Consider the following 20,126-nt stretch of genomic DNA (forward strand, 5'->3'; position numbering starts at 1 on the left):
GCAGACGTCGGTCGGGTTGGCGCAGGTCTGGCACGGCCAAACGCGCGCCACGGTGATGCAGGTAGGCGCGTCTGCCCTGCCCGACCTGCGCCGCCACATGACCTTGGACCGATAGCTTTGCTGCGCTGCGTTGGGCGACACTCGCGCATTCTTCTGATTCCCGCGAGGTCCGCATGTCGTCTTGGCTCAGGCGCAAATCCATCGACCAGGTCACCGTGCACGAAGCCGGCCGGCAACTGGTCCGCAGCCTGAGTTGGCCGCACCTGATCGCGCTGGGCATCGGCGCGATCGTCGGCACCGGTATCTACACGCTGATCGGCGTGGGCGCCGACAAAGCCGGCCCGGCCGTGCTGCTGTCGTTCGTGGCTGCCGGCATCGTGTGCGCCTGCGCGGCGCTGGCGTATGCGGAAATGGCCACGATGATGCCGGCGGCCGGCAGTGCCTACACCTACAGCTACACCGCACTGGGCGAGAGCATCGCCTGGGTGGTGGGCTGGAGCCTGGTGCTGGAATATTCGCTGGTGGTCAGCACGGTGGCGGTGGGCTGGTCGGGCTACTTCGTCGGTTTCCTGCAGTGGCTGGGGGTGGAGCTGCCGCAGACGCTGATTGCCGGGCCGCATGCCGGCGGCATCGTGAACCTGCCGGCGGTGGTGATCACCTTCCTGGTGGCCGGCATGTTGATGGCCGGCACCAAGGAAAGCGCCACGCTCAATGCGGTACTGGTGGTGCTGAAGATCATTGCGCTGGGCGTGTTCGTGGCGATCGCGTTGCCAACGTTCAACAGCGCCAACCTGCAGCCGTTCATGCCGTATGGCTTCTCCAAGGCGATGGGCCCGGACGGCGTGGAGCGCGGGGTGATGGCGGCGGCGGCGATCATCTTCTTTGCGTTCTACGGTTTCGATGCGATTTCCACCGCGGCCGAAGAGACCAAGAACCCGGGGCGCGATCTGTCGATCGGCATCGTCGGCTCGATGATCGGCTGCACGTTGATCTACGTGCTGGTGGCGCTGGCGGCCGTGGGTGCGATGAGCTTCACCGTGTTCGGCAAGAGCCCGGAGCCGCTGGCGCTGATCCTGCGCGAGCTCGGCCACGGGAAGGCCGCGCTGGTGATCGGTGCGGTGGCGATCATTGCGTTGCCGACCGTGCTGCTCGCGTTTTTGTACGGGCAGAGCCGCATCTTCTTCGTGATGTCGCGCGACGGGCTGTTGCCACGCGGCTTGTCCAAGGTCAACGCACGCACCGGCACGCCGGTGGCGATCACACTGTTCACCGCGATGCTGGTGGCGGCGTTGGCGGGCGTGGCGCGGCTGGATGAGATCGCCGCATTGGCCAATGCCGGCACGCTGGCGGCGTTCACCGCGGTGGCTGCATGTCTGCTGGTGCTGCGTGTGCGCGAGCCCGGCCGCGCGCGCGCCTTCCGCACGCCGCTGGCGTGGGTGGTGGGCCCGGTGGCGATCCTGGGCTGCCTGTACCTGTTCTGGAGCCTGCCGAGCAAGACGCAGCTGTGGTTTCTGGTCTGGAACGTGCTGGGTGTGGTGGTGTACCTGGCGTATGGGCGGCGCAATAGCCGGTTGCGCGTGGGGTGAGCCGCCCTTCTCCCGTCGGGACATTGTCCTCGTTTATGGGGGAGAAGGTGCCCGCAGGGGCGGATGAGGGGCGCCGTACATCCAGCGAATGCCAGCAATGACGAACGCGTCGCCACGCGCCTTCAAGAATGAATCGATACAGGCGAGCTGTACCCTTCTCCCGTCGGGAGAAGGTGGCGCGTAGCGCCGGATGAGGGTACGGGCGAAGCCTCGTGTTATCCAACTTGGTCAGTGGCTTCGCCCCGTACCCTCACCCCAACCCCCGCTCCGCGCCCCAGCCCGCGCTTGCGGCGCGGGCGCTCCAAGGCACGCGCGCCAATGGCGCGCAAGCTGTGCCTTTTCGCCCCGATGGGAGAGGGGCTTTTGAGCGGCGCGACGCTGGTCAATGCTTGCGGCGTCGAGGCTTGCGGTGACTGGGTGGCTGCAGCCGGTTGTTACTGCGCTGCTGCTGGCGTGGCACAGAACGAGCTCGGCAACGCATCCGCTTGCGTGCCCCAGCCCTGCATTGGAGCCTGCTTGGTGAGCGCGAACGACAGCGTGCCGCCCTGCTGCAACTGCGCCCAGTCCAGGAATACCTGCGGCTGCGGCTTGCCATTCAAGCGCACGCCATCCACGTATTGCAGCGTGCGGCCGTCGGCGCCCGGGGCGTCGATGCGCAGGCGCTTGCCGTTGCCCAGGGTGAGCGTTGCCCGCTTGAAACGCGGCGCATGCAGCAGGAATTGCCCGCTGCCCGGCACCGCCGGATACAGGCCCAATGCACTGAACAGGTACCAGGCCGACATGGTGCCCAGATCGTCGTTGCCGGTCACACCGTTGGGTGCGTTGGTGAACAACTGCTGCGCGGCGCGCACCACGGTGGCGGTCTTCCACGGTTGGCCGATCAGCGTGTACATCCACGGTGCGTGCAGGTCCGGTTCGTTGTTGGGGTTGTAGCGGTACTGGTTGTAGTAGCTGTAGGGCCCGACCACCCAATGCGTGCGAGCGCCATTGAGCGGATCCTTGAGCAGGTCGTCGTAGGCGAAGAAGGCGTCCAGCCGCTTGCCGGCCTGTTCGCTGCCGTGCATGGCCTGCAGCATGCCGGGAATGTCCTGCTGCACCAGCCATTGATACTGCCAGGCGGTGCCTTCGTGGAAGCCGTGTTGCGAGCGTGGGCTGTACTGGTCGTTGGACGGTGCGTACCAGCTGCCGTCTTCCAGCCGCGGGCGCGGAAATCCGGCAAAGCCGGTCTCGGCATCGCGCACGTCCGCATCCCAGACGTTGTGCCAGTTGCCACCGCGCGCGCGCAGTTGCCCGCTGTCGTCGCCGTGACCCAGCGCTTGCGCCATCTGTGCGAGTGCGCAATCGGCCAGCGCATATTCCAGCGTGGCCGAGCCGCCGTGGTGCGGGTCCACATCCATGCCCTTGGACGGAAACGCGCGGTCGTACTGCACGAAGCCCTTGGCCAGATAACTGGCATTGCCCGAGCGCCCGGCGTGGCGCGAGTTGATCGGCGGTTGGCCGAAGGCGTTTTGGCGTAATGCCGCATACGCTTGGGCTTCATTGCCCTGCAGTGCGCCGAAGCGCCACAGATCAACCAAAAATGGCGTCACCGGATCGCCGGTCATGATGTTGGTATCGAAATTGGCGTAACCCCAGCGTGGTAGCCAGCCGCCCTGCTGATGGATCGCCAGCAACGAGCGGCCGATGTCGCGTGCGCGTGCCGGTTGCAGCAGCGCCAGCAACTGGTTTTGCGAACGATAGGTGTCCCACAGCGAGAAATACTCGTAATAGGTCCAGCCATCGGCGCGGTGGATCGCATCGTCGTAGCCGCGGTAGCGGCCATCGGCATCGCTGCCGGTGAGCGGCTGCAGCAGTGCGTGATACAGCGCGGTGTAAGCCACGCTGCGGTCATCGGGGCTGGCGCCGTCCAGCTGCAGGCTGGCCAGTTCGCGGCGCCAGGTCTGCTGCGCGCGCTGGCGCATCTGTTCCAGGCTCAGCAGCTTGCCGCCCTGCATGCCGTCGGCGCGCAGGTTGTTGCGCGCACCTTGCGCGTCCACATGCGAGATGGCGCTGACCACGGTCACCGCGCGCGCGTCTTTGCCCTTGCCCAGCGGGAAGCTGAGCCAGGCGCCGTTGGGCTTGAGCTCGCCGCCCATGCCGTGACGCGCGCCGGGCACGCCGCCGTCTTCGCCCCACACCCCGTGCGCGGTGAACGGGCGGTCGAATTCCAGCCGGAACCAGGTGGTGTACTCATGGCCGCCGCAAAAACTCTGCGTGACCAGCTTGCCTTCCACCGCGCGGTCGCCCACCAGCTGCACCTGGCTGCCGATCACCACATGGCGGTCGTTGGCCTGGGCCACGTTGATCAGCAGGTGGCCGGTGTCGGCCCCCGGCGCGAACGTGTAGCGCTCGGCGGCAGCGCGGGTCAATGCGCTGGCTTCGGCGTCGATGCCGCCGTAATCGGTGAGCCGCACCTTGTAGTACCCAGCCTGGCCCACTTCGCCGTCATGCGTGTAACGTGCGGCATAGCGCTTCTGGTCGAAGGCCTTGGCATCGGTGGTGTCGAAGTCGCCACCCGGGCCAATGCGCCCGGTGACCGGCAGGATCGACACCTGCCCGCCCTGCTCCCAGCAGCCGGCGCCGGAGAGAAACGAATGCCCGAAGCCGCGGATGCTGGGGTCGTCGTAGCGCCAGCCGGCGTAGTGGGCGCCGATCGGGCTGACCTGGATCAGGCCGAATGGCGCGGAGGCACCCGGATAGGTATTGCCGTCGTCCTTGCTGCCGATGAAGGTGTTGACCTGCGTGGGGTCCTGCGCGGCCAGTGGCGGCGCGGCCACCATGCCGAGCAGACACAGGCCGGCGGCAGCGCGGCGCCACAGCGGCATGGACGGCAGACGCGACGAAGAGCGATCAGATGGAACGGCAGAGAGCATGCAAGACACCTCGGGGAGAGGGCGGCCGGGGCCGCAGGGGGAATGAGGCGCGCCGACCGCTGCACAGGCGGCAATCGGCATGACGACCGAACTCGAACCAAGACCAGCAATGGCCAGTAGAGGGGCGCAATCTTCATCAGTTGCGTGGACGGCGCAGACCAGGGCGAGTGTACGAGTGGAACATGCCGATTCCGAACAGCGGCGTTGCCCATGTGGCATTGACCACGGTGGATCGATTGGCTGCTGCAAACCGAAACTGCGCTCGCCCGCGGATGGCTGCGAGGGAGGCTCCGGCTTGGCAGGCGCGTATGCACACGTCCACTTGCGGCACGGCGCGCGCAGCCAGCGTCGCAACGCGTGGTATTCGTCACGCTGCCCGCGGCAACGCAGCGCGATGCAGCTGTTGTTCGCGCTTCTTCCAGCAAATTCGCTCTTCTTGATGGAATCGTGGCGAGTTGCCGAAACGCAGTCGTCAAATATGCGCGACGCCTTGACGATGCAGCGCTACAAAAAAGCCCGGTCGTGGACCGGGCCTGGCGGCAAGGCGTCGGTGGGAGGGTCCGCGCCCGGTGCGTGGCTTACCAGCGCATGCCTTCGAACGGGTTGAAGCTGGTGCTGCCCTTCACCTTGTCCAGGTAGTAGGCATAGTTGGCGCTCATACCGGCCAGCAGGGCCAGCGGAACGCTCAGCGCGTTACCCAGCGATCCGGGCAGGAACGAGGCAATGATGCCCACCACCAGGCCGATGCCAATTAGGCCCAGCGCCTTGCGCCACAGGCCCAGGATGAAGAAATAGATGAAGCCGAAGAACAGCGCGTAGAAGTTCATGCCCACCTTCAGCTTCTCGCCGAACGGCAACGTCTTGAGCGCTTGCTTGTGGGCAGGATCCTTGGGGCCGCCGTGACGGTCGAAGAAGGCGAAGCGGAATTGCCACTTGGGGCTGAGCTGGGTGCGATCGAAGGTATCCATTCCAATCCATGTAGTTGTAAACGGTTACATGATAGGCGATCGCGTATTCATCAGCACGTTCTTTCGGGTCGGTCACATGGGTTCGGTACGGAGACGCATGCGCGGCACTGGCCGCCGCGCCCGGACGCTCAGCGCTGGTCGCTGGTGCCGGTGCCTCGGCGGGCGCGTCGCAGCGAATACAGCGAGCGGTCGGCGCGGTCGACCACCGCGGCCAGCGCTTCGCCTTCATGCCGCAGCGCGGTGCCCAGGGTGAACTGGATCGGCGCGTCGGCGGCGGCCGCCAGGTAGTCGCGCACCAGCGCGTCCAGCTGCTGCTGGCTGGGCTGATGCAGCAGCACCAGGAATTCGTCGCCGCCCAGGCGGACCAGGCGGTCCTGGGTGCGCAGCGGCTGGTTGAGGAACCACGCCATCTGCACCAGCACCTCGTCGCCGCGCTGGTGGCCATGGGTGTCGTTGACCAGCTTGAACTTGTCCAGGTCCACCACGATGCAGCCCCAGCGCACGCTGGGGTCGCGCTTGTCCAGCTCGTCCAGGAAGCGGCGGTTGTAGCAGTTGGTCAGCGGGTCGGTGAACGACCATTCCAGCAGCAGCTTTTCCTGCTGGTACTGGTTGGTGATGTCCTGGGCGTGGGCCAGCACCAGGGTGGCGTCGGATTCGACATCGAGCACGTTGCTGTACTGCCAGTGGCGCAGGCTGCCATCGCCGGCCACCAGCTCGATCACGCCGGCATCCTGGCCGTCGAGCACCATCCGCGACAGGTACCCACGCACCGCGCCGTGCCGCTCCGGGCGCACGAACTCCAGCAGCGAGCGGCCTTCCATCGCCTCCACGCTGCGCCCGAGCGAGCGCGCCGCCGCCGGGTTCACGCTGACCAGCCGGCCATCCATCTCGTGGGTGCAGATCAGCCCCAGGCTGTACTGGAACAGCTTGCGGAACTTGCGTTCGCTGGCGGCCAGCGCATCCACCGCGAGATGCCGGTCGGTCACGTCCTGGACTGCGCCGATCAGGCGCATCCGCCCGTCCACGTGTTCCACCGAGCCGGTGCTGTGCACCCACAACTTGCGGCCGGCGGCACTGACCAGGGGCAGCTCCAGGTCCCACGCAATTCCGTCCCGCACGCAGGTCTCCACCGCCTCGGTGATGACCGAGCGCGCTTCCAGCGGGTAGAACCCGATCGCCTCGCTCAGGGTGGGCCGGTAACCGGGCGGAACATCGTGCAGGCGGCAGGTCTGGTCCGACCAGATCAGCGTGCCGCTGGCCACATCCACCTCCCACCCGCCGACGCCTGCCACCCGGCCGGTGCGCTCCAGGAACGCTTCGCTCTCGCGCAGGCGCTGCTGCAGCTGCGCATTGGCCGCCTCGCGCTCGAGCATCACCCGGCGCTGCTCCAGGCCTTCGGCAGCCACCTTGGCCAGCTGCTGCAAGGCCTGCAATTGCGCCGGTTCCAGCGCGCGCGGGCGCTGGTCGATCACGCATACCGTGCCCATGCGCAGCCCGTCGGGCAGCACGATCGGGGCGCCGGCGTAGTAGCGGATGCCGGGCGCCTCGGTGACCAGGATGTTGTCGTGGAAACGCGGGTCGGCCGGTGCATCGCGCACCTCCATCACCGCATCGCCCTGGATGGTGTGGGCACAGAACGCCAGTTCGCGCGGGGTTTCGGACACGCCCGGCAGGCCGATGTTGGCCTTCCACCACTGGCGGCGTTCATCCACCAGCGAGACCAGCGCAATGGGGGTGCCGGCGATCGCCTGCGCCGCGGCGGCCAGCGCGTCGAAGAACGGTTCGGCGGCGGTGTCGACCACCTGCAACAACGCCAGGCGCGCCAGACGCTGCGCCTCGCTGGGTGTGGATGACACCATGGTGTCGCCGTGATTCAACGGAAAGCTCGCTTGTCCCCGGGCCATCCCCGCAGTCTAGCGGACCGGGGACAGGCACCTGCTGCCGGGTTGCGTGGGCAAATCACAGAATGCGCTGCGCGCCGCGTCCCTGCGGCAGGCGCCATTGGGTGTCGCTGACGATCGATGGGTCTGCGCCATCGACGCAGCCAGCGGATCCTTTCGATTGCCCCGACCGGTGCGGACGCGTCGCGCTGGGCGCGGTCCTCAAGCAGGGCGCGCGGCCGCAGGCCGTTGCACCAGCGTGCCACCAAGCTGCACCGCCGCCGCCACGTTGCGCGCGGCGCGGCGCACGTTGCCGGCGGCATCGGCCAGGGCCTGCTCCAGGGTGCAGGCGCCGGGCACCACCGCGAACATCGCATCGATGCCGTGGCCATGCAGTTGCGCAGCTGCGTGGCCGATCGATCCGGCAATGGCGATCACCGGGATGCCATGCCGCTGCGCGAGCTGCGCCACCCCGACCGGGGTCTTGCCGCGTGCGCTCTGGCCATCCAGACGGCCTTCGCCGGTGATCACCAGATCGGCCTGCGCGATGGCGGCCTCCAGGCCGAGCGCCTGGGCAACCAGCTCCACGCCCGGGCACAGCTGCGCGCCGAGGAAGGCCACCAGGCCTGCGCCCAGCCCACCGGCCGCGCCAGCGCCAGGCAGTGTGTGCAGGCGCACGCCCAGCGCGCGCTGCAGCACATCGGCGTAGTGCTGCAGGTTGGCATCCAGCTGCGCCACCATCGCCGGGGTGGCGCCTTTCTGCGGGCAGAACACCGCCGAGGCACCGGTCGGGCCGACCAATGGCGTGTCCACATCGCAGGCGACCTCGATCCGGCAATGTGGCAGCCGCGGGTCCAGGCCGTCGACCTCGACATGGGCCAGCGCTGCCAGCGCGCCGCCGCCCGGGCCGATCGGCAGGCCGTGCGCATCCAGCAGCCGTACCCCAAGCGCCTGCGCCATGCCGGCGCCGCCGTCGTTGGTGGCACTGCCGCCGATGCCAAGGATCAGGTGGCGCGCGCCGGCATCCAGCGCGGCCAGGATCAGCTCGCCCACCCCGGCGGTGCTGGTCTGCAGCGGTGCCCGCTGCGCCGGCGGCAGCAGGGCCAGCCCGCTGGCAGCGGCCATTTCGATCACTGCGGTGCGGCCGTCGCCGGTCATCCCGAAAAAGGCCTGCACCGGCGTGCCGCGCGGGCCGCTGACGGTGCACTCGATCCTGCGCCCGCCGGTGGCCGCGATGAGCGCATCCACCGTGCCTTCGCCACCATCGGCCATCGGCACCTGGCGGTAGTCCCAGTGCGGGAAGACCTGGCGAAAGCCGGCTTCGATCTGCGCGGCCACCTCCGGCGCGGGCAGGCTTTCCTTGTACGCATCGGGGGCGATGACCACCCTCACCGACGTGCACCTGCCCGCGGCGGACGCACCCAGCCGGCCGTGCGCGGGTTGGGTGTCCATACGGCGGCGTTCAACGCGCAGGCCATCCCTATCCGGCCCTGGCGCGCGTGGCCGCGTAGTCCTGCGCCTGTTGCATCACCCGCAACAGATTGCCGCCCCAGATGCCGGCGATCTGCTGCTCGGTATAGCCCTTGCGCAGCAGCCAGGCGGTGATGCGCGGCAGGTCGGAGACATCTTCCAGGCCGACCACGCCACCGCCGCCATCCCAATCCATGCCGATGCCCACGTGCTCGGGCCCGACCACTTTGAGCACATGCTCCAGATGGGCGAAGAAATCTTCTTCGGTCGCGCGCTTGATCGGGTAGCGCGCATCCAGTTCCTTCAGCGCGGCGCTGAGCCTGGTGCCGTCGGCGATCTTGATGTGCTCCCAGCCGCCGTACTGGTCGGTAAGCGCCTTTTCGGCAGCCTTGCGCTCGGGGCTGGCACCGCTGTCCACCAGATAGCCGCCGTAGGAATTGACCTGGATCACGCCGCCATGCGCGGCCAGCACCTTCAGGCGTGCATCGTCGATGTTGCGCGGGTGGTTGTAGACCGCACGCGCGCCGCTATGCGAGAGCACGATCGGCACCGGCGACAGCGCAATCAACTGGTCGAACACCGCATCGGAGGCATGCGATTGATCGATCACGATGCCCAGCGCCTGCGCCTGTTGCACCAGCTGTTTGCCGGCCGGGCTCAGGCCCTTCCACTCGGCGCCCTTGGGGTCGGTGGCCGAGTCGGCGAACTCGTTGTTGAGAAAGTGCACGGTGCTCATCAAGCGCAGCCCCTGCGCGTAGTAGAAACGCAGCAACGTCGGGTCGGCCACCAACGGGCTGGCGTTTTCCATGCTGATGTACACCACGCGCTTGCCGGCGGCCTTGATGCGCGCGGCATCGGCCGGCACGGTGGCCAGTGCAAAGCGCTGCGGCTGCGCGGCCACCAGGGTGTGGATCTTCAGCAGGCGCTGCAGGCCGGCGTCGCGGTCGTCCAGGTGCGCGGCTGCACTGCGATCGCCCTGCCCGGTGTAGACCGCCCAGAACCCGCCATCCAGCGCGCCTTCCACCATGCGCGGGTAATCCACCTGCGACAGCCGGTTGCCGGCATGCGCCTGCAGCACATCGAAGTCGGCGCGCTCCAGATTGGCCGGCGTGTCCAGGTGCGAATCCAGCGTGACCAGGCGTTGTTGCAGGGCCGTGGCGCGCGCCAGTTCGGCCTTGGAGAACTCCAGCGCGTGCGCCGAGCCGGCCAGGCTCAACAACACGGCCGTACACAGCAGTTGCAGGTTCATGCGCGCTCGCAGGCAGGTGGGGTCTCGGAATCATAGCTGCAGCGAACCCACGCGCCAGCTGCGCGCGCCGCGCGTTGCCCGCGCCGTGGTGATGCGCGCAAGTCCAACCATCGCCACACCGCAAGCGCCGAGCACGTTGCAGTTATGAAAAATACATCAGCAAAGTAATTGCGCCACGTTCGACGCTACGCACACTTGCGCGGCCGTCGCTGGCGGCACCCCACCCCGTCGATCCCCGCCCACCGCCACGCCTTGCGCGCGTGTCGTGCGGGTGTGCGCCGCAATCCCCTTCTTTCTGCGAGATCCAACCATGTCCATTGCATCGCGTGCGCTCCCCCGGCGCCTGCTCACCCTTGGCCTCATCGCCGCCGGCCTGGGCGCGGCCGCCAGCGCCAGCGCGGCCTGCACCGCCGGTTCCTGGGTGGCGCGCGTCGATGAGGTCGGCATGCCGCCGGTGCGCTACGAAACCGCGCATTTTGCGTTCCGCTGGAACGGCAGCGGCGTGTCCGACGCCGACCTGCGCGCGGCCGGCGAGCATCTGGAAATGGTCTGGGACACCTTCATCAACCGCCTGCGGTTTCCCGAGCCGTTCTGCAACGCCGGTACCAAGTACAAGGCCAACCTGCATCTGGATCCGGGTTTCGGCCTGAGCGGCGGGGCCACCGGCAGCGGCGGCATGGGCATGTGGATGGCACCGGCCGCGCTGCGCGACCACTGGGGCCTGGCGCACGAGCTCACCCACGCCTTGCAGTACCAGGCCGGCGGCCTGCAGGAATCAGAGTACACCGGCTGGATCTGGGAATCGCATGCCAACTGGATGACGCACCAGCTGCCGGAATTCCACAGCAGCGACGTGCATTGCTCGAGCATGCTGGTGAACTACCCGCATCTGTATCTGGGCTCCACGCGCGACCGTTACTGCAACTGGCAGTTCATGGAGTACCTGAAGAACCGCTACGGCTATTCGATCATCAACGACCTATGGAGCAAGTCGCCGCGCATCGACAACCCGGCACGCCGCACCACCGATCCGTTCTCGGTGATCAAGACCAACATGGGCTGGACGCAGGCGCAATTGAACGATGTGCTGGGCGACTGGGCCATGCGCAACGTCAATTGGGACTACACCAATCCAGACGGCAGCGACCAGGGCGCGGTGTATCGCGCGCGCTATGGCAGCAACCTGTCCTTCGACCCGCAGCGCACCCAGGACTGGGACAACCGCGACCGCGCCTTGCGCATGACCGTGCTCGACCCGGTGTCCGGGCAAGCCAATCGTTATCGCGTGCCGTTCGAGTGGGCACCGCAGCGTTGGGGCTACAACCTGGTGCAGCTGATGCCTGCCAGCGGCGCCACCAGCATCAGCGTCGCCTTCGAAGGCCAGGTGCAAAGCGCGCCGGCAGTCACCGGCCTGCCCGGCCTGCTCAACGACCCCGCCAGCATCCCCAACCCGGATTCGGACTGGCGCTGGGGCGTGGTGACCATCGACAGTGCCGGCAAGGCGCGTTACAGCACCCTGCAACGCGGCGCCAAGGCCAGCGTTACGGTGGCATTGAAGAGCGGCGACCGCGCGGTGTATCTGATGGTGATGGGCGCGCCCGGCAGCATGCAGCAGATCAAGTGGGATCAGTCCTACTACGCGATCTACCGCTATCCGTGGAGCGTGACGCTGACCAACGCCGCGCCGGCCGGCAGCCAGCCCAATGCGCCCACGCCCACCCCGGTGGGGCGTCGCCACGCCAACGGTGGCGGCTGGGTCGCCAATACCGCCAATGTCGCCTCCACCGCCTATGTGGGCCCGCGTGCGCGGGTGCTGGCCGGCAGCGTGCTGGGCAACGCCCGTATCGACGGCCGCGCCACCGTCATGGGCGGCACCGTGCAGGGCAATGCGGTGCTCGGTGGCATCACCGTGTGGCATCCGGGCGCAACCATCGGCGGCAATGCGCAAGCCAACACCAGCTTCATGGGGCCGGGCGCCTTCGGCACGGTGAACATTGCCGGCACCACCCAGGTGCGTGGCGACATCGAGCTGCGCGAAGGCACCACGCCTACGCAAGGCGTGTTTTACGGCTATGCCGATGCGCAGACCATGCGTAACCCCGAATTCGGCGCCGACCTGCGCCAGGCGGTGCCGGAGCTCACCGCACGACCGGCGGGTTGGTGAGTCCGCAGTGAGGCGATGAGCTTGCAAGCTGCAGCACGCGTGCGAGCCCACGCGTGCTGCAGCTCAATCCTCCAGTTCGGCCAGACGCGCGCGTACGCTCTCTACATCGACATGCTCGCGCACGTGCGGCCACTGCCGCGCCCATACCGAGCGGAACACGATCCACGCACCGAACACGCCCAAACAGGTCGAGCCCAGCGCCAGCACCAGCGGGTGCAGCGGCGAGCCGTCGCCGGTCTGGAACAGGTACATGAAAGCCCCGGAAAACAGCAGCCACACGCCGAACACCGGCCAGTTGCTGGCCAGCAGGCTGGCATTGGGCCGCTCGATCTCGCGCAGCAAGCGGCGCAAGGCCTTGCGTTCGTCTTCGTCGCTGGACGTCATCGGCTGCCGGCTCCTGGTTGGATGTCTACCTTGAATCCTTACTTGCCGTCGATCGCATCGCGTGACTGAAGACGCTTCCTGCAAGGCGGCAAACCGCGTCCTCAGCCGCGAAGCGCGCTTACACCACGCGGCAGAACACCGCCTTCAAGTAGCGCGATTCCTGCACGTGCGCCATGAACGGGTGGTCCGGGCCGGCGCCGGCCACTTTCAGGATCTGGATGGTGCGCCCGGAGAAATACGACGCGCGCCGCAGCATGTCCAGAAACTCCTGCTCCGCCACCAGCCCGGTGCAGGAGAACGTGGCGAACAGGCCGCCGGGCTTGACCACGCCCAGCGCCAATTTATTCATGTCCAGATACTTCTTCAGCGCCGGGATCACCTGCTCGCGGTCGCGGGTCATCTTGGCCGGGTCCAGGATCACCACATCGAACTGGTCGCCGCGGTTGGACGCATCGCGCAGCCACGGAAAGATGTCGGCCTGCACGAACTTCGGGCGCACGTTGTTGAGCTTGGCGTTGCCCTTGGCAATGGCGATCACGTCTTCGTCGATGTCCACGCCCAGCACCTCGCTGGCACCGCGCGCGGCGGCATACACCGCAAAGCCGCCGGTGTTGCAGCACAGGTCCAGCACGCTCTTGCCTTCCACCTGCTCGCTCAGCCACTGGCGGTTGTCGCGCTGGTCGGCAAAGAAGCCGGTCTTGTGCGCGCCGGCCGGGTCGGCGCGGAACTTGATGCCGTGCTCGGTGATCACCGCCGCTTCGGTGGTGGTGTTGCTGTGGAAATCGAAGCTTTCCTGCTTTTGTACGTGTTCGTCGGCAAAGCTGTGGAAGCGGCAGCCCGGGAACTGTTCGCGCAACGCCTCGTAGATCCATTCGCGGTGACGGAACATGCCGGCGGCGAAGAACTCCACCACCACCAGGTCGCCGTAGCGGTCCACCACCAGGCCGGACAGGCCGTCGCCTTCGCTATGCACCACGCGCCAGGCATCGGATACGCCGTCGAGCTTGAGCCAGTCACGGCGCAGGTTCACTGCCGCGGCGATCTTGCGCGAGAACCAGCCCGCATCCACCGGCACCGACTGGTCGGTTTCCAGGATGCGCACGGCGATGCGCGAATGGCCGTTGTAGAAACCGCGGCCGATCCACTCGCCATCCACGCCGACCACATCGACGATGGTGCCGGGTTTGGGCTTGGCGGCGGGCTTTTCCACCAGCTTCTGGAAGATCCACGGGTGGCTGGAGCGCCAGGCATTCTTGAGACGGACGGTAGGGACTGGAGTATTCATCCGCCCATTGTATCCGGCTGGATTGACGTGCCTGCCTCCGGCCCGCAGAATCGGGCGCAGAAGGGGAGTAGCTCCCAACGTTGTCGCCGTCATGACGAGCCCGCCTTGTGCAGTGCTCCGGTGCAACGGCAACCGGCCAGGCCGGTTGCGAGCGAGACCTTCGCCGCGCAGGCGAAGGTCCGTCACCCGGAATCCACGATTTCCGTGTCACAAGGCCTCAGCCCAACCGGCTGTCCAGGTCGTTTCACTTTTTCGGGATTCTTTATGCAAACCATTGGCAATGTCTGGTTATGGGGCGGTTTCGGGGTCGTGGTGATCGCCGCGCTGCTGATCGATCTGGTGCTGATGCGCCACGGCGGCGCGCACAAGGTCACCTTCAAGGAAGCCACCTGGTGGAGCATCGGCTGGGTGTTGCTGGCCCTGGCCTTCAATGCCGGGCTGTGGTGGTACCTGCAGGGCAGCCTGGGCGATGCGCAGGCCGACCAGATCGGGCTGCAGTTCCTCACCGGCTACCTGGTGGAAAAATCCCTGGCGGTCGACAACATCTTCGTGTTCCTGATGGTGATGACCTACTTCGGCGTCCCCGAAGAACAGCGCCAGCGCGTGCTGATCATCGGTGTGCTGGGTGCGATTGTGCTGCGCGCGATCATGATCTTCGCCGGCTCGATGCTGCTGGCCAAGTTCCATTGGCTGCTGTACGTATTCGGCGCGTTCCTGCTGCTGACCGGGATCAAGATGTGGTTCTCCGCCGGCAAGGAGCCGGATCTGGAGAGCAACCCGGTACTGCGCTGGATGCGCAGCCACCTGCGCCTGAGCCCGCAGTACCACGGCAACCTGCTCAGCGTGATCAAGGACGGCAAGCGCTGGTTTACCCCGCTGTTCGTGGTGTTGATCCTGATTGCGGTGATCGATGTGATCTTTGCGGTGGACAGCATCCCGGCGATCTTTGCGATCACCACCGACCCGTTCATCGTGCTTACCTCCAACGTGTTCGCGGTGCTGGGCCTGCGCGCGATGTTCTTCCTGCTGGCCGGCATGGCCGACCGCTTCCACCTGTTGCCGTACGGGCTGGCGGTGATCCTGGTGTTCATCGGTATCAAGATGATGATCATCGATCTGTACAAGATCCCGGTGCTGGTCTCGCTGGGCGTGGTGGTGACGATCCTGGTTGCCACCATCGTGCTGAGCCTGCTGCGCCCGCCCAAGCCGGCCAGGCATTGAGGGCAGGGAATCGGGAATCGGGAATCGGGAACGGTAGCTACACATGCATTGCTGGCAACTACGCACACCGACTTTCTCGACTGGTCCTTGCCCGCTCACCGTCGCGGGACCTTACGCGGCATGGATGCCGCGTAAGAGCCTCCATGGACGGATTCACGGCGTGTCCCGCGATGGTGGGCGGGCAAGGGCCCTGCAGCCAAGCCGCAGGTCGTCCGCCCTACGACCGAGACATCACCGTTCAATCCCCTCTCAAGGCCGCCCGGATTCAGGCTCCCAGTCGCTGGGGACGTTCCCGGGCCGAACTGGCCAGGGCGTGATGCTGCGGCATGTTCGGTGTCGCGCCCTGGTCACCTACGTGGCGCCGTGCGGCCGCTGCGCCAACGATCGGCGCCGGGATTGGATTATCCCGTCGTCGGGCCTGCTTATCCCGCGCCGGATAGGCTTGTAAAAAAACCCGGGTGGCGCCATCCGTGAAGGTATGACCTCGCATCCAGTTGCCGCCGCCGACACCACCACCCAAGCTCGCCTGGATCGTTCCCGGGTCTTGCGTGCCTTCAATGTGAGCCTTGCCGCCGTGCTGCTGCTGGTGGCGGTGTTCACGGCCCAGGGCATGTTCGACTGGCGCGCCTGGGCGGTGGCGCCGCTGCAGGCCGATGGCCTGCTCGGCATCCTCACCGCGCCGTCGCTGCATGGCTCGCTCGCGCATCTGGGCGCGAACGCCGCCGCCTTGCTGATCCTGGGCACGCTGGCCGGCAGCGTGTATCCGCGGGCCACCGCCATGGCGCTGCCCTTGCTGTGGCTGGGCTCGGGGCTGGGCGCGTGGCTGCTGGGCGAGCCCGGCAGCCGGCATCTGGGCGCCAGCGGCGTGACCCACGGGTTGATGTTTCTGGTCTTCGTACTGGGCCTGCTGCGGCGCGACCGCCCGGCGATCGCCACCAGCATGATCGCCTTCCTGTTCTACGGCGGCATGCTGATGACCATCCTGCCGCACGAAGCCGGCGTGTCCTGGCAATCGCATCTGGGTGGCGCGGTGGCCGGCCTGATCGCCGCGCTGCTATTGCGCCTGCGCGACCCACAACAGGCCAGGCCACGTTACAGCTGGGACGACGAGGACGAAGACGCCGCCTGGGAAGTGAGCAACCCCGAACGCGATGTGCTGGAACCGCCGCCGCCGCAACGCGTACCGGTGCTGTGGCAACGCCAGGACGATGGCTCGGAAAACGTGGTGCTGCATTTCCCGCCGCGCGAGCGCCCGCCGGGCACGTAGGAGCGCGCTTGCGCGCGATGGGGCGTCATCGGGAAGGCGTCATCGCGCGCAAGCGCGCCCCTACAGACCGCACTGCGTTCAGCGTTTAACGCGCTGCATGCTCGCTCAACGCACGCCGCGCCAGACCCGGATCGTCTGCAAAGAATGCATCGATACCGGCATCCAGGTAGACCTTGAGCTCGGCCAACGCCCCTGCGTCATTGCGCTCGGTCACTGCGCCGCTGCTGCGGTTGTTGCCCGCCAGAAAATAATTCTCCGGGCGGAACGTATATGGCTGCACCTGCAATCCAGCCGCATGCGCATCGCGTACCAGTGACGTCGGCGTACCCAACCGTTGCTGCGCATCCAGCGGGATGATGCTGCGGATGTCCGGTCCGATCGCATCGGCATAGCCGGCGATCCGCTTCAGGCCATCGAGCGTGATCATCTCCCCGTAGGTCTTGGGCGCTTTATCGACGCCGGCATCGGGCAGCGCCATCTGCGCGCCACCCAGCAACTGCAGCAGACGGATATTGCTGGTGCGCCCGATCTTGCTGCGCAGATAGCGCAAGTTGTTGGTCTCGAACGATTGAATAATGACCGGGGCAGTCTGGGTGTAGGCATGCGCCTGCAACGTCGCCAGCACCTTGTCTTCCATGGGCAACTTGAGCGCACTGAAGTAACTCGGGTGCTTGATCTCCGGGATCAGCCCGATCGTGCGCCCGGTGGCAGCCGACTCGGCCGCGACAAAATCGATGATCTCGTCGAAGGTCACGATCTGGAACTGCCCATCCCAGCGCGTACCACGCAATTGCGGCAAACGCTCGCGTGCACGCAGGGTCTTCAACTCGTTCAAGGTGAAGTCTTCGGTGAACCAACCTTCCATCGACTGACCATCGATGGTCTTGCGGGTCTTGCGCGCGGCGAACTCCGGATGACTGGCCACGTCGGTGGTGCCACCAATCTCGTTCTCGTGGCGCGCCACCAGCACACCATCCCTGGTCGCCACCAGATCCGGCTCGACAAAATCGGCGCCATCGGCAATCGCCTTGGCGTACGCGGCCAGGGTGTGCTCCGGGCGCAACGCGCTGGCACCACGGTGCGCAAAGATCTGCACCGTCTTCGCCAACGGCGCCTCTGCAACTGCGGGGCCGCTCACGCCGACCATCATCGCTCCCACCAACCAAAGACGACCGAACTGCATCATGCATGTCTCCAACGAAAAACAGCTAGCAGGCCACCGCGTGATCGCCAGGCGAGCATGGCCGACGAGCGATGCGGCATGTACGACTCTACATCCCGCTCCGCTGTATCGTCCCTACCCGCCTGACAACCACGTGTGACGTCTTGTCAGCACTCCAGAACTGTTTACATCGACGGACATCGGCGTCGGCAGGCAACAGCAAGGCCCGCTTTTGCGATTCCCCGATTCCCGATTCCCGTCCTCAGAACTTCGCATCCAGCGTCAGGAAGAACTGCCGCGGCGCGCTGGCATGGAACGCCAACTGCCGCCCGTTCGGATCGCTATTGGCGAACGCGGTGAGATTGGACGCGTAACGCTTGTCGGTGAGGTTGGTGACATTGAGCGAGAGCTTGAGCCCCTGCAGCACACCGACCTGGCCGAAGTCGTACCCGGCGCCGGCATCGAACGAGGTGTAGCCGCCAAAGCCCTGGTCGTTTGTGTAGGTGTAGAAGCGCTCACCGGTGTACTTGCCGCGCAGGTTGACGTTCCAGTTCGCGTAATTGAAGGCAATTTCGCTGGCGAACATGCGCTTTGGCGTATCCACCGTGGTCTTGCCGGCGGTGGGAATGGTCACGCCGTTCTGCACGTAGTTGTCGTCATAGGTGGAGCGGTTGATCGAGGCCGAGTTGTACCACTGCAGGTAGCTGGTCGGCTTCCAGATCACGGTCAGTTCGCCGCCGCGGCTGCTCACCGAGCCCACGTTGAAGAAGCGCGTGGTGCAGGCCGGCGTGGTGCCCTGCTGGATGCTGGCGCACGGGTTGAGCGAGAGCAGGCGGTTGTCGAAGGTGACGTCGTAGCCCACCAGCGATGCCTCGAAGCGATCGCGCACGAAACGGTAGCCGGCTTCCAGCGTGCGCGACTTCTCCGGCTCCAGTGCACCGACGCTGGCATCGAACGAGGCCTGTGTCACCAGCAACGGACCACCGGCACCACCGCCCTGGAAGGCGGCGATGTTTTCCGCATAGGAGGCAAACAGTTCCTGGCCCTCGGCAATGCGATAGCCCAGTCCGATCTGCGGCAACACCGACTCACTGGCCTTCAGCGAGCCGGTCGCCACCGGCGCTTCCACTGCCACGCCCGGCGTTTCGCGCCCGGTCATTTCGGTGCTCGGGCTCTTGATGCCCAGGTCCAGGCTCAGGCGCTCGTCGAGGAACTTGAAGTTGCCCTGCACATAGAACTGCCGGGTGGTGATCACGTAATTCTGCGAGAACAGGCGGCGGTTGGGGTTCTGCAGGAACTTGTCGTCGCTGATCGGGCCGGTGATCCAGTAGAAATTACGCTCCACATCGTGGTGATTGCGCTCGTACCACAGGCCGGCTTCCAGATGATGCGGGCCCAGCTCCCAACCGAGCGAGGCGATGCCGCCCGTGCGATTGATCCAGTAATTGGTGCTGCGGATGGAGATCGGCAATGCCTGCGGCGTGCCCGGATTCGATGCCTGGCCCGGCGACCACCAATGGCCTTGGCCCTTGTTCTCATGGTGATACACCTGCGTATGCAGGCTGATCGCATCGTTGGGCTGGAAGTCGCCGGCCACATAGAACAGGTCGTCGTCGCGCAACGCACGGCTCTGGTAATACGCATCGTCGATGTTGTCGACGCCACCACTGAAACCGCAGCGCGCCGCATTGCGCGTGGCCGGCGCGCAATAGGCTGCGGCCAAGGCGCGGTTCCAGTCCGGCGCGTACAGGTTCCAGTCCCAGCCCAGACCACGTGCCATGCCACTCTTGGACAGGTACGAATAATCCGCCTGCGAGGTCCGCGAGGTATCCGCGAACGCGGTCAGCTTGCCACCATCGAACTGATACACACCCTTGGCGTTGAACTGCCGCGTGGTGGTCGGCGATTCCGGGCGCGCCCACATGTCGGCCTCTGCGTTGATACCCGACAGATACGCAGAAAACCCGTTGTAATCGCCGGTATCCACGCGCAGGAAGGTGCGACGATTGGCATCGGACCCCACCGTCTGCGACACCTGTCCGCCAAACACGCTGGACGGATCGGCCGAGTAGTACTGAATGGTGCCGCCCAGGTTGCTGGTGGAGGCCGTACCCAACGCACCGATTCCCGAGGCCAGCTCTACGCCGCCGAAGTTTTCTGCGATCAGCGCACGGCTGATGTTGAGGCCGTTGTAATTGCCGTAGGCATTGTCGCCCAACGGCAATCCATCGAGCGTGTAGCCCAGGCGCGTGCCGTTGAAGCCGCGCAGGCTGATCGTCTGCGATTCTTCGTTGGCGCCGAACGCATCGTTGGATTGCACGTTCACGCCCGGCATGCGGTTGAGCAGCTTCTGGATGCTGGTGCCGGGCGGCAACACCGGGATGTCCTGCTGGGTAATGCGCTGCACCTGGCGTGTTTCGCCCTGGCCGATCACCGACACCGCATCGAGCTGCTGCACGGTGGCCGAGCTGGCGGAGGCATCGGCAGACACGGCGCCAGCTGCATCGGCGGCATGCGCGGCTGGCGACAGCACGAGCGCGGTGAACACGGCAGCACCTAGGAGATGGATCTTGGGCAT

General features: G+C 66.3%; 13 protein-coding genes. 4 read left to right on the plus strand and 9 right to left on the minus strand.

Going from position 1 to position 20,126, the window contains the following annotated elements:
- The first annotated feature begins 173 nt into the window (after positions 1-173).
- Positions 174-1,586, plus strand: coding sequence for an amino acid permease (locus tag RZV17_RS20175; RefSeq protein WP_166749985.1), 1,413 nt, complete (start codon positions 174-176; stop codon positions 1,584-1,586).
- Between the two features lie 434 nt (positions 1,587-2,020).
- Here RZV17_RS20175 and RZV17_RS20180 read toward each other — a convergent pair whose 3' ends face one another.
- From RZV17_RS20180 to RZV17_RS20200, 5 genes are all read right to left on the minus strand, one after another.
- A complete protein-coding gene (locus RZV17_RS20180) occupies positions 2,021-4,498 on the minus strand; it encodes a GH92 family glycosyl hydrolase (RefSeq protein ID WP_355606086.1) in 2,478 nt (825 codons plus the stop codon).
- Positions 4,499-5,076: 578 nt separating this feature from the next.
- The gene (locus RZV17_RS20185) at positions 5,077-5,466 is read right to left on the minus strand and encodes a DUF2628 domain-containing protein (RefSeq protein WP_047695601.1); all 390 of its coding nucleotides are present in this window, start codon (positions 5,464-5,466) and stop codon (positions 5,077-5,079) included.
- A 128-nt stretch (positions 5,467-5,594) separates the two neighbouring features.
- Complete coding sequence (locus RZV17_RS20190) at positions 5,595-7,343, minus strand: diguanylate cyclase domain-containing protein (RefSeq protein ID WP_355609542.1); 1,749 nt, start codon at positions 7,341-7,343, stop codon at positions 5,595-5,597.
- Between the two features lie 225 nt (positions 7,344-7,568).
- Complete coding sequence (locus RZV17_RS20195) at positions 7,569-8,738, minus strand: glycerate kinase (RefSeq protein WP_355606089.1); 1,170 nt, start codon at positions 8,736-8,738, stop codon at positions 7,569-7,571.
- Positions 8,739-8,826: 88 nt separating this feature from the next.
- On the minus strand, positions 8,827-10,065 hold the full coding sequence (locus RZV17_RS20200; RefSeq protein ID WP_355606092.1) for a dipeptidase: 1,239 nt from the start codon (positions 10,063-10,065) through the stop codon (positions 8,827-8,829).
- A gap of 310 nt (positions 10,066-10,375) precedes the next feature.
- On the opposite strand from RZV17_RS20200, the gene RZV17_RS20205 reads away from it, so the two are divergent.
- On the plus strand, positions 10,376-12,229 hold the full coding sequence (locus tag RZV17_RS20205) for an Svx/AvrXca family virulence/avirulence protein (protein ID WP_355606095.1): 1,854 nt from the start codon (positions 10,376-10,378) through the stop codon (positions 12,227-12,229).
- Positions 12,230-12,292: 63 nt separating this feature from the next.
- On the opposite strand, the gene RZV17_RS20210 is transcribed toward RZV17_RS20205, so the two are convergent.
- Both RZV17_RS20210 and RZV17_RS20215 read right to left on the minus strand, forming a co-directional pair.
- The gene (locus tag RZV17_RS20210) at positions 12,293-12,613 is read right to left on the minus strand and encodes a hypothetical protein (RefSeq protein WP_166749980.1); all 321 of its coding nucleotides are present in this window, start codon (positions 12,611-12,613) and stop codon (positions 12,293-12,295) included.
- A gap of 118 nt (positions 12,614-12,731) precedes the next feature.
- Complete coding sequence (locus tag RZV17_RS20215) at positions 12,732-13,898, minus strand: class I SAM-dependent rRNA methyltransferase (RefSeq protein ID WP_355606099.1); 1,167 nt, start codon at positions 13,896-13,898, stop codon at positions 12,732-12,734.
- A 264-nt stretch (positions 13,899-14,162) separates the two neighbouring features.
- Here RZV17_RS20215 and RZV17_RS20220 point away from each other — a divergent pair, with 264 nt between their 5' ends.
- Both RZV17_RS20220 and RZV17_RS20225 read left to right on the plus strand, forming a co-directional pair.
- On the plus strand, positions 14,163-15,119 hold the full coding sequence (locus RZV17_RS20220) for a TerC family protein (protein WP_355606102.1): 957 nt from the start codon (positions 14,163-14,165) through the stop codon (positions 15,117-15,119).
- A 478-nt stretch (positions 15,120-15,597) separates the two neighbouring features.
- Entirely contained in the window at positions 15,598-16,386 is a 789-nt protein-coding gene (locus RZV17_RS20225) for a rhomboid family intramembrane serine protease (RefSeq protein WP_355606105.1), read from the plus strand.
- 85 nt (positions 16,387-16,471) lie between these two features.
- Here the strand turns inward: RZV17_RS20225 and RZV17_RS20230 are convergent, their stop codons facing one another.
- Together RZV17_RS20230 and RZV17_RS20235 are read right to left on the minus strand one after the other, a co-directional pair.
- Positions 16,472-17,572 carry a glycerophosphodiester phosphodiesterase gene (locus tag RZV17_RS20230; protein ID WP_355606108.1) on the minus strand — a complete coding sequence of 367 codons (1,101 nt, stop codon included), beginning with the start codon at positions 17,570-17,572 and terminating at the stop codon, positions 16,472-16,474.
- Between the two features lie 238 nt (positions 17,573-17,810).
- On the minus strand, positions 17,811-20,126 hold the full coding sequence (locus RZV17_RS20235) for a TonB-dependent receptor domain-containing protein (RefSeq protein ID WP_355606111.1): 2,316 nt from the start codon (positions 20,124-20,126) through the stop codon (positions 17,811-17,813).

It is taken from the genome of Xanthomonas cannabis (assembly GCF_040616535.1).
GTDB lineage: Bacteria > Pseudomonadota > Gammaproteobacteria > Xanthomonadales > Xanthomonadaceae > Xanthomonas > Xanthomonas cannabis.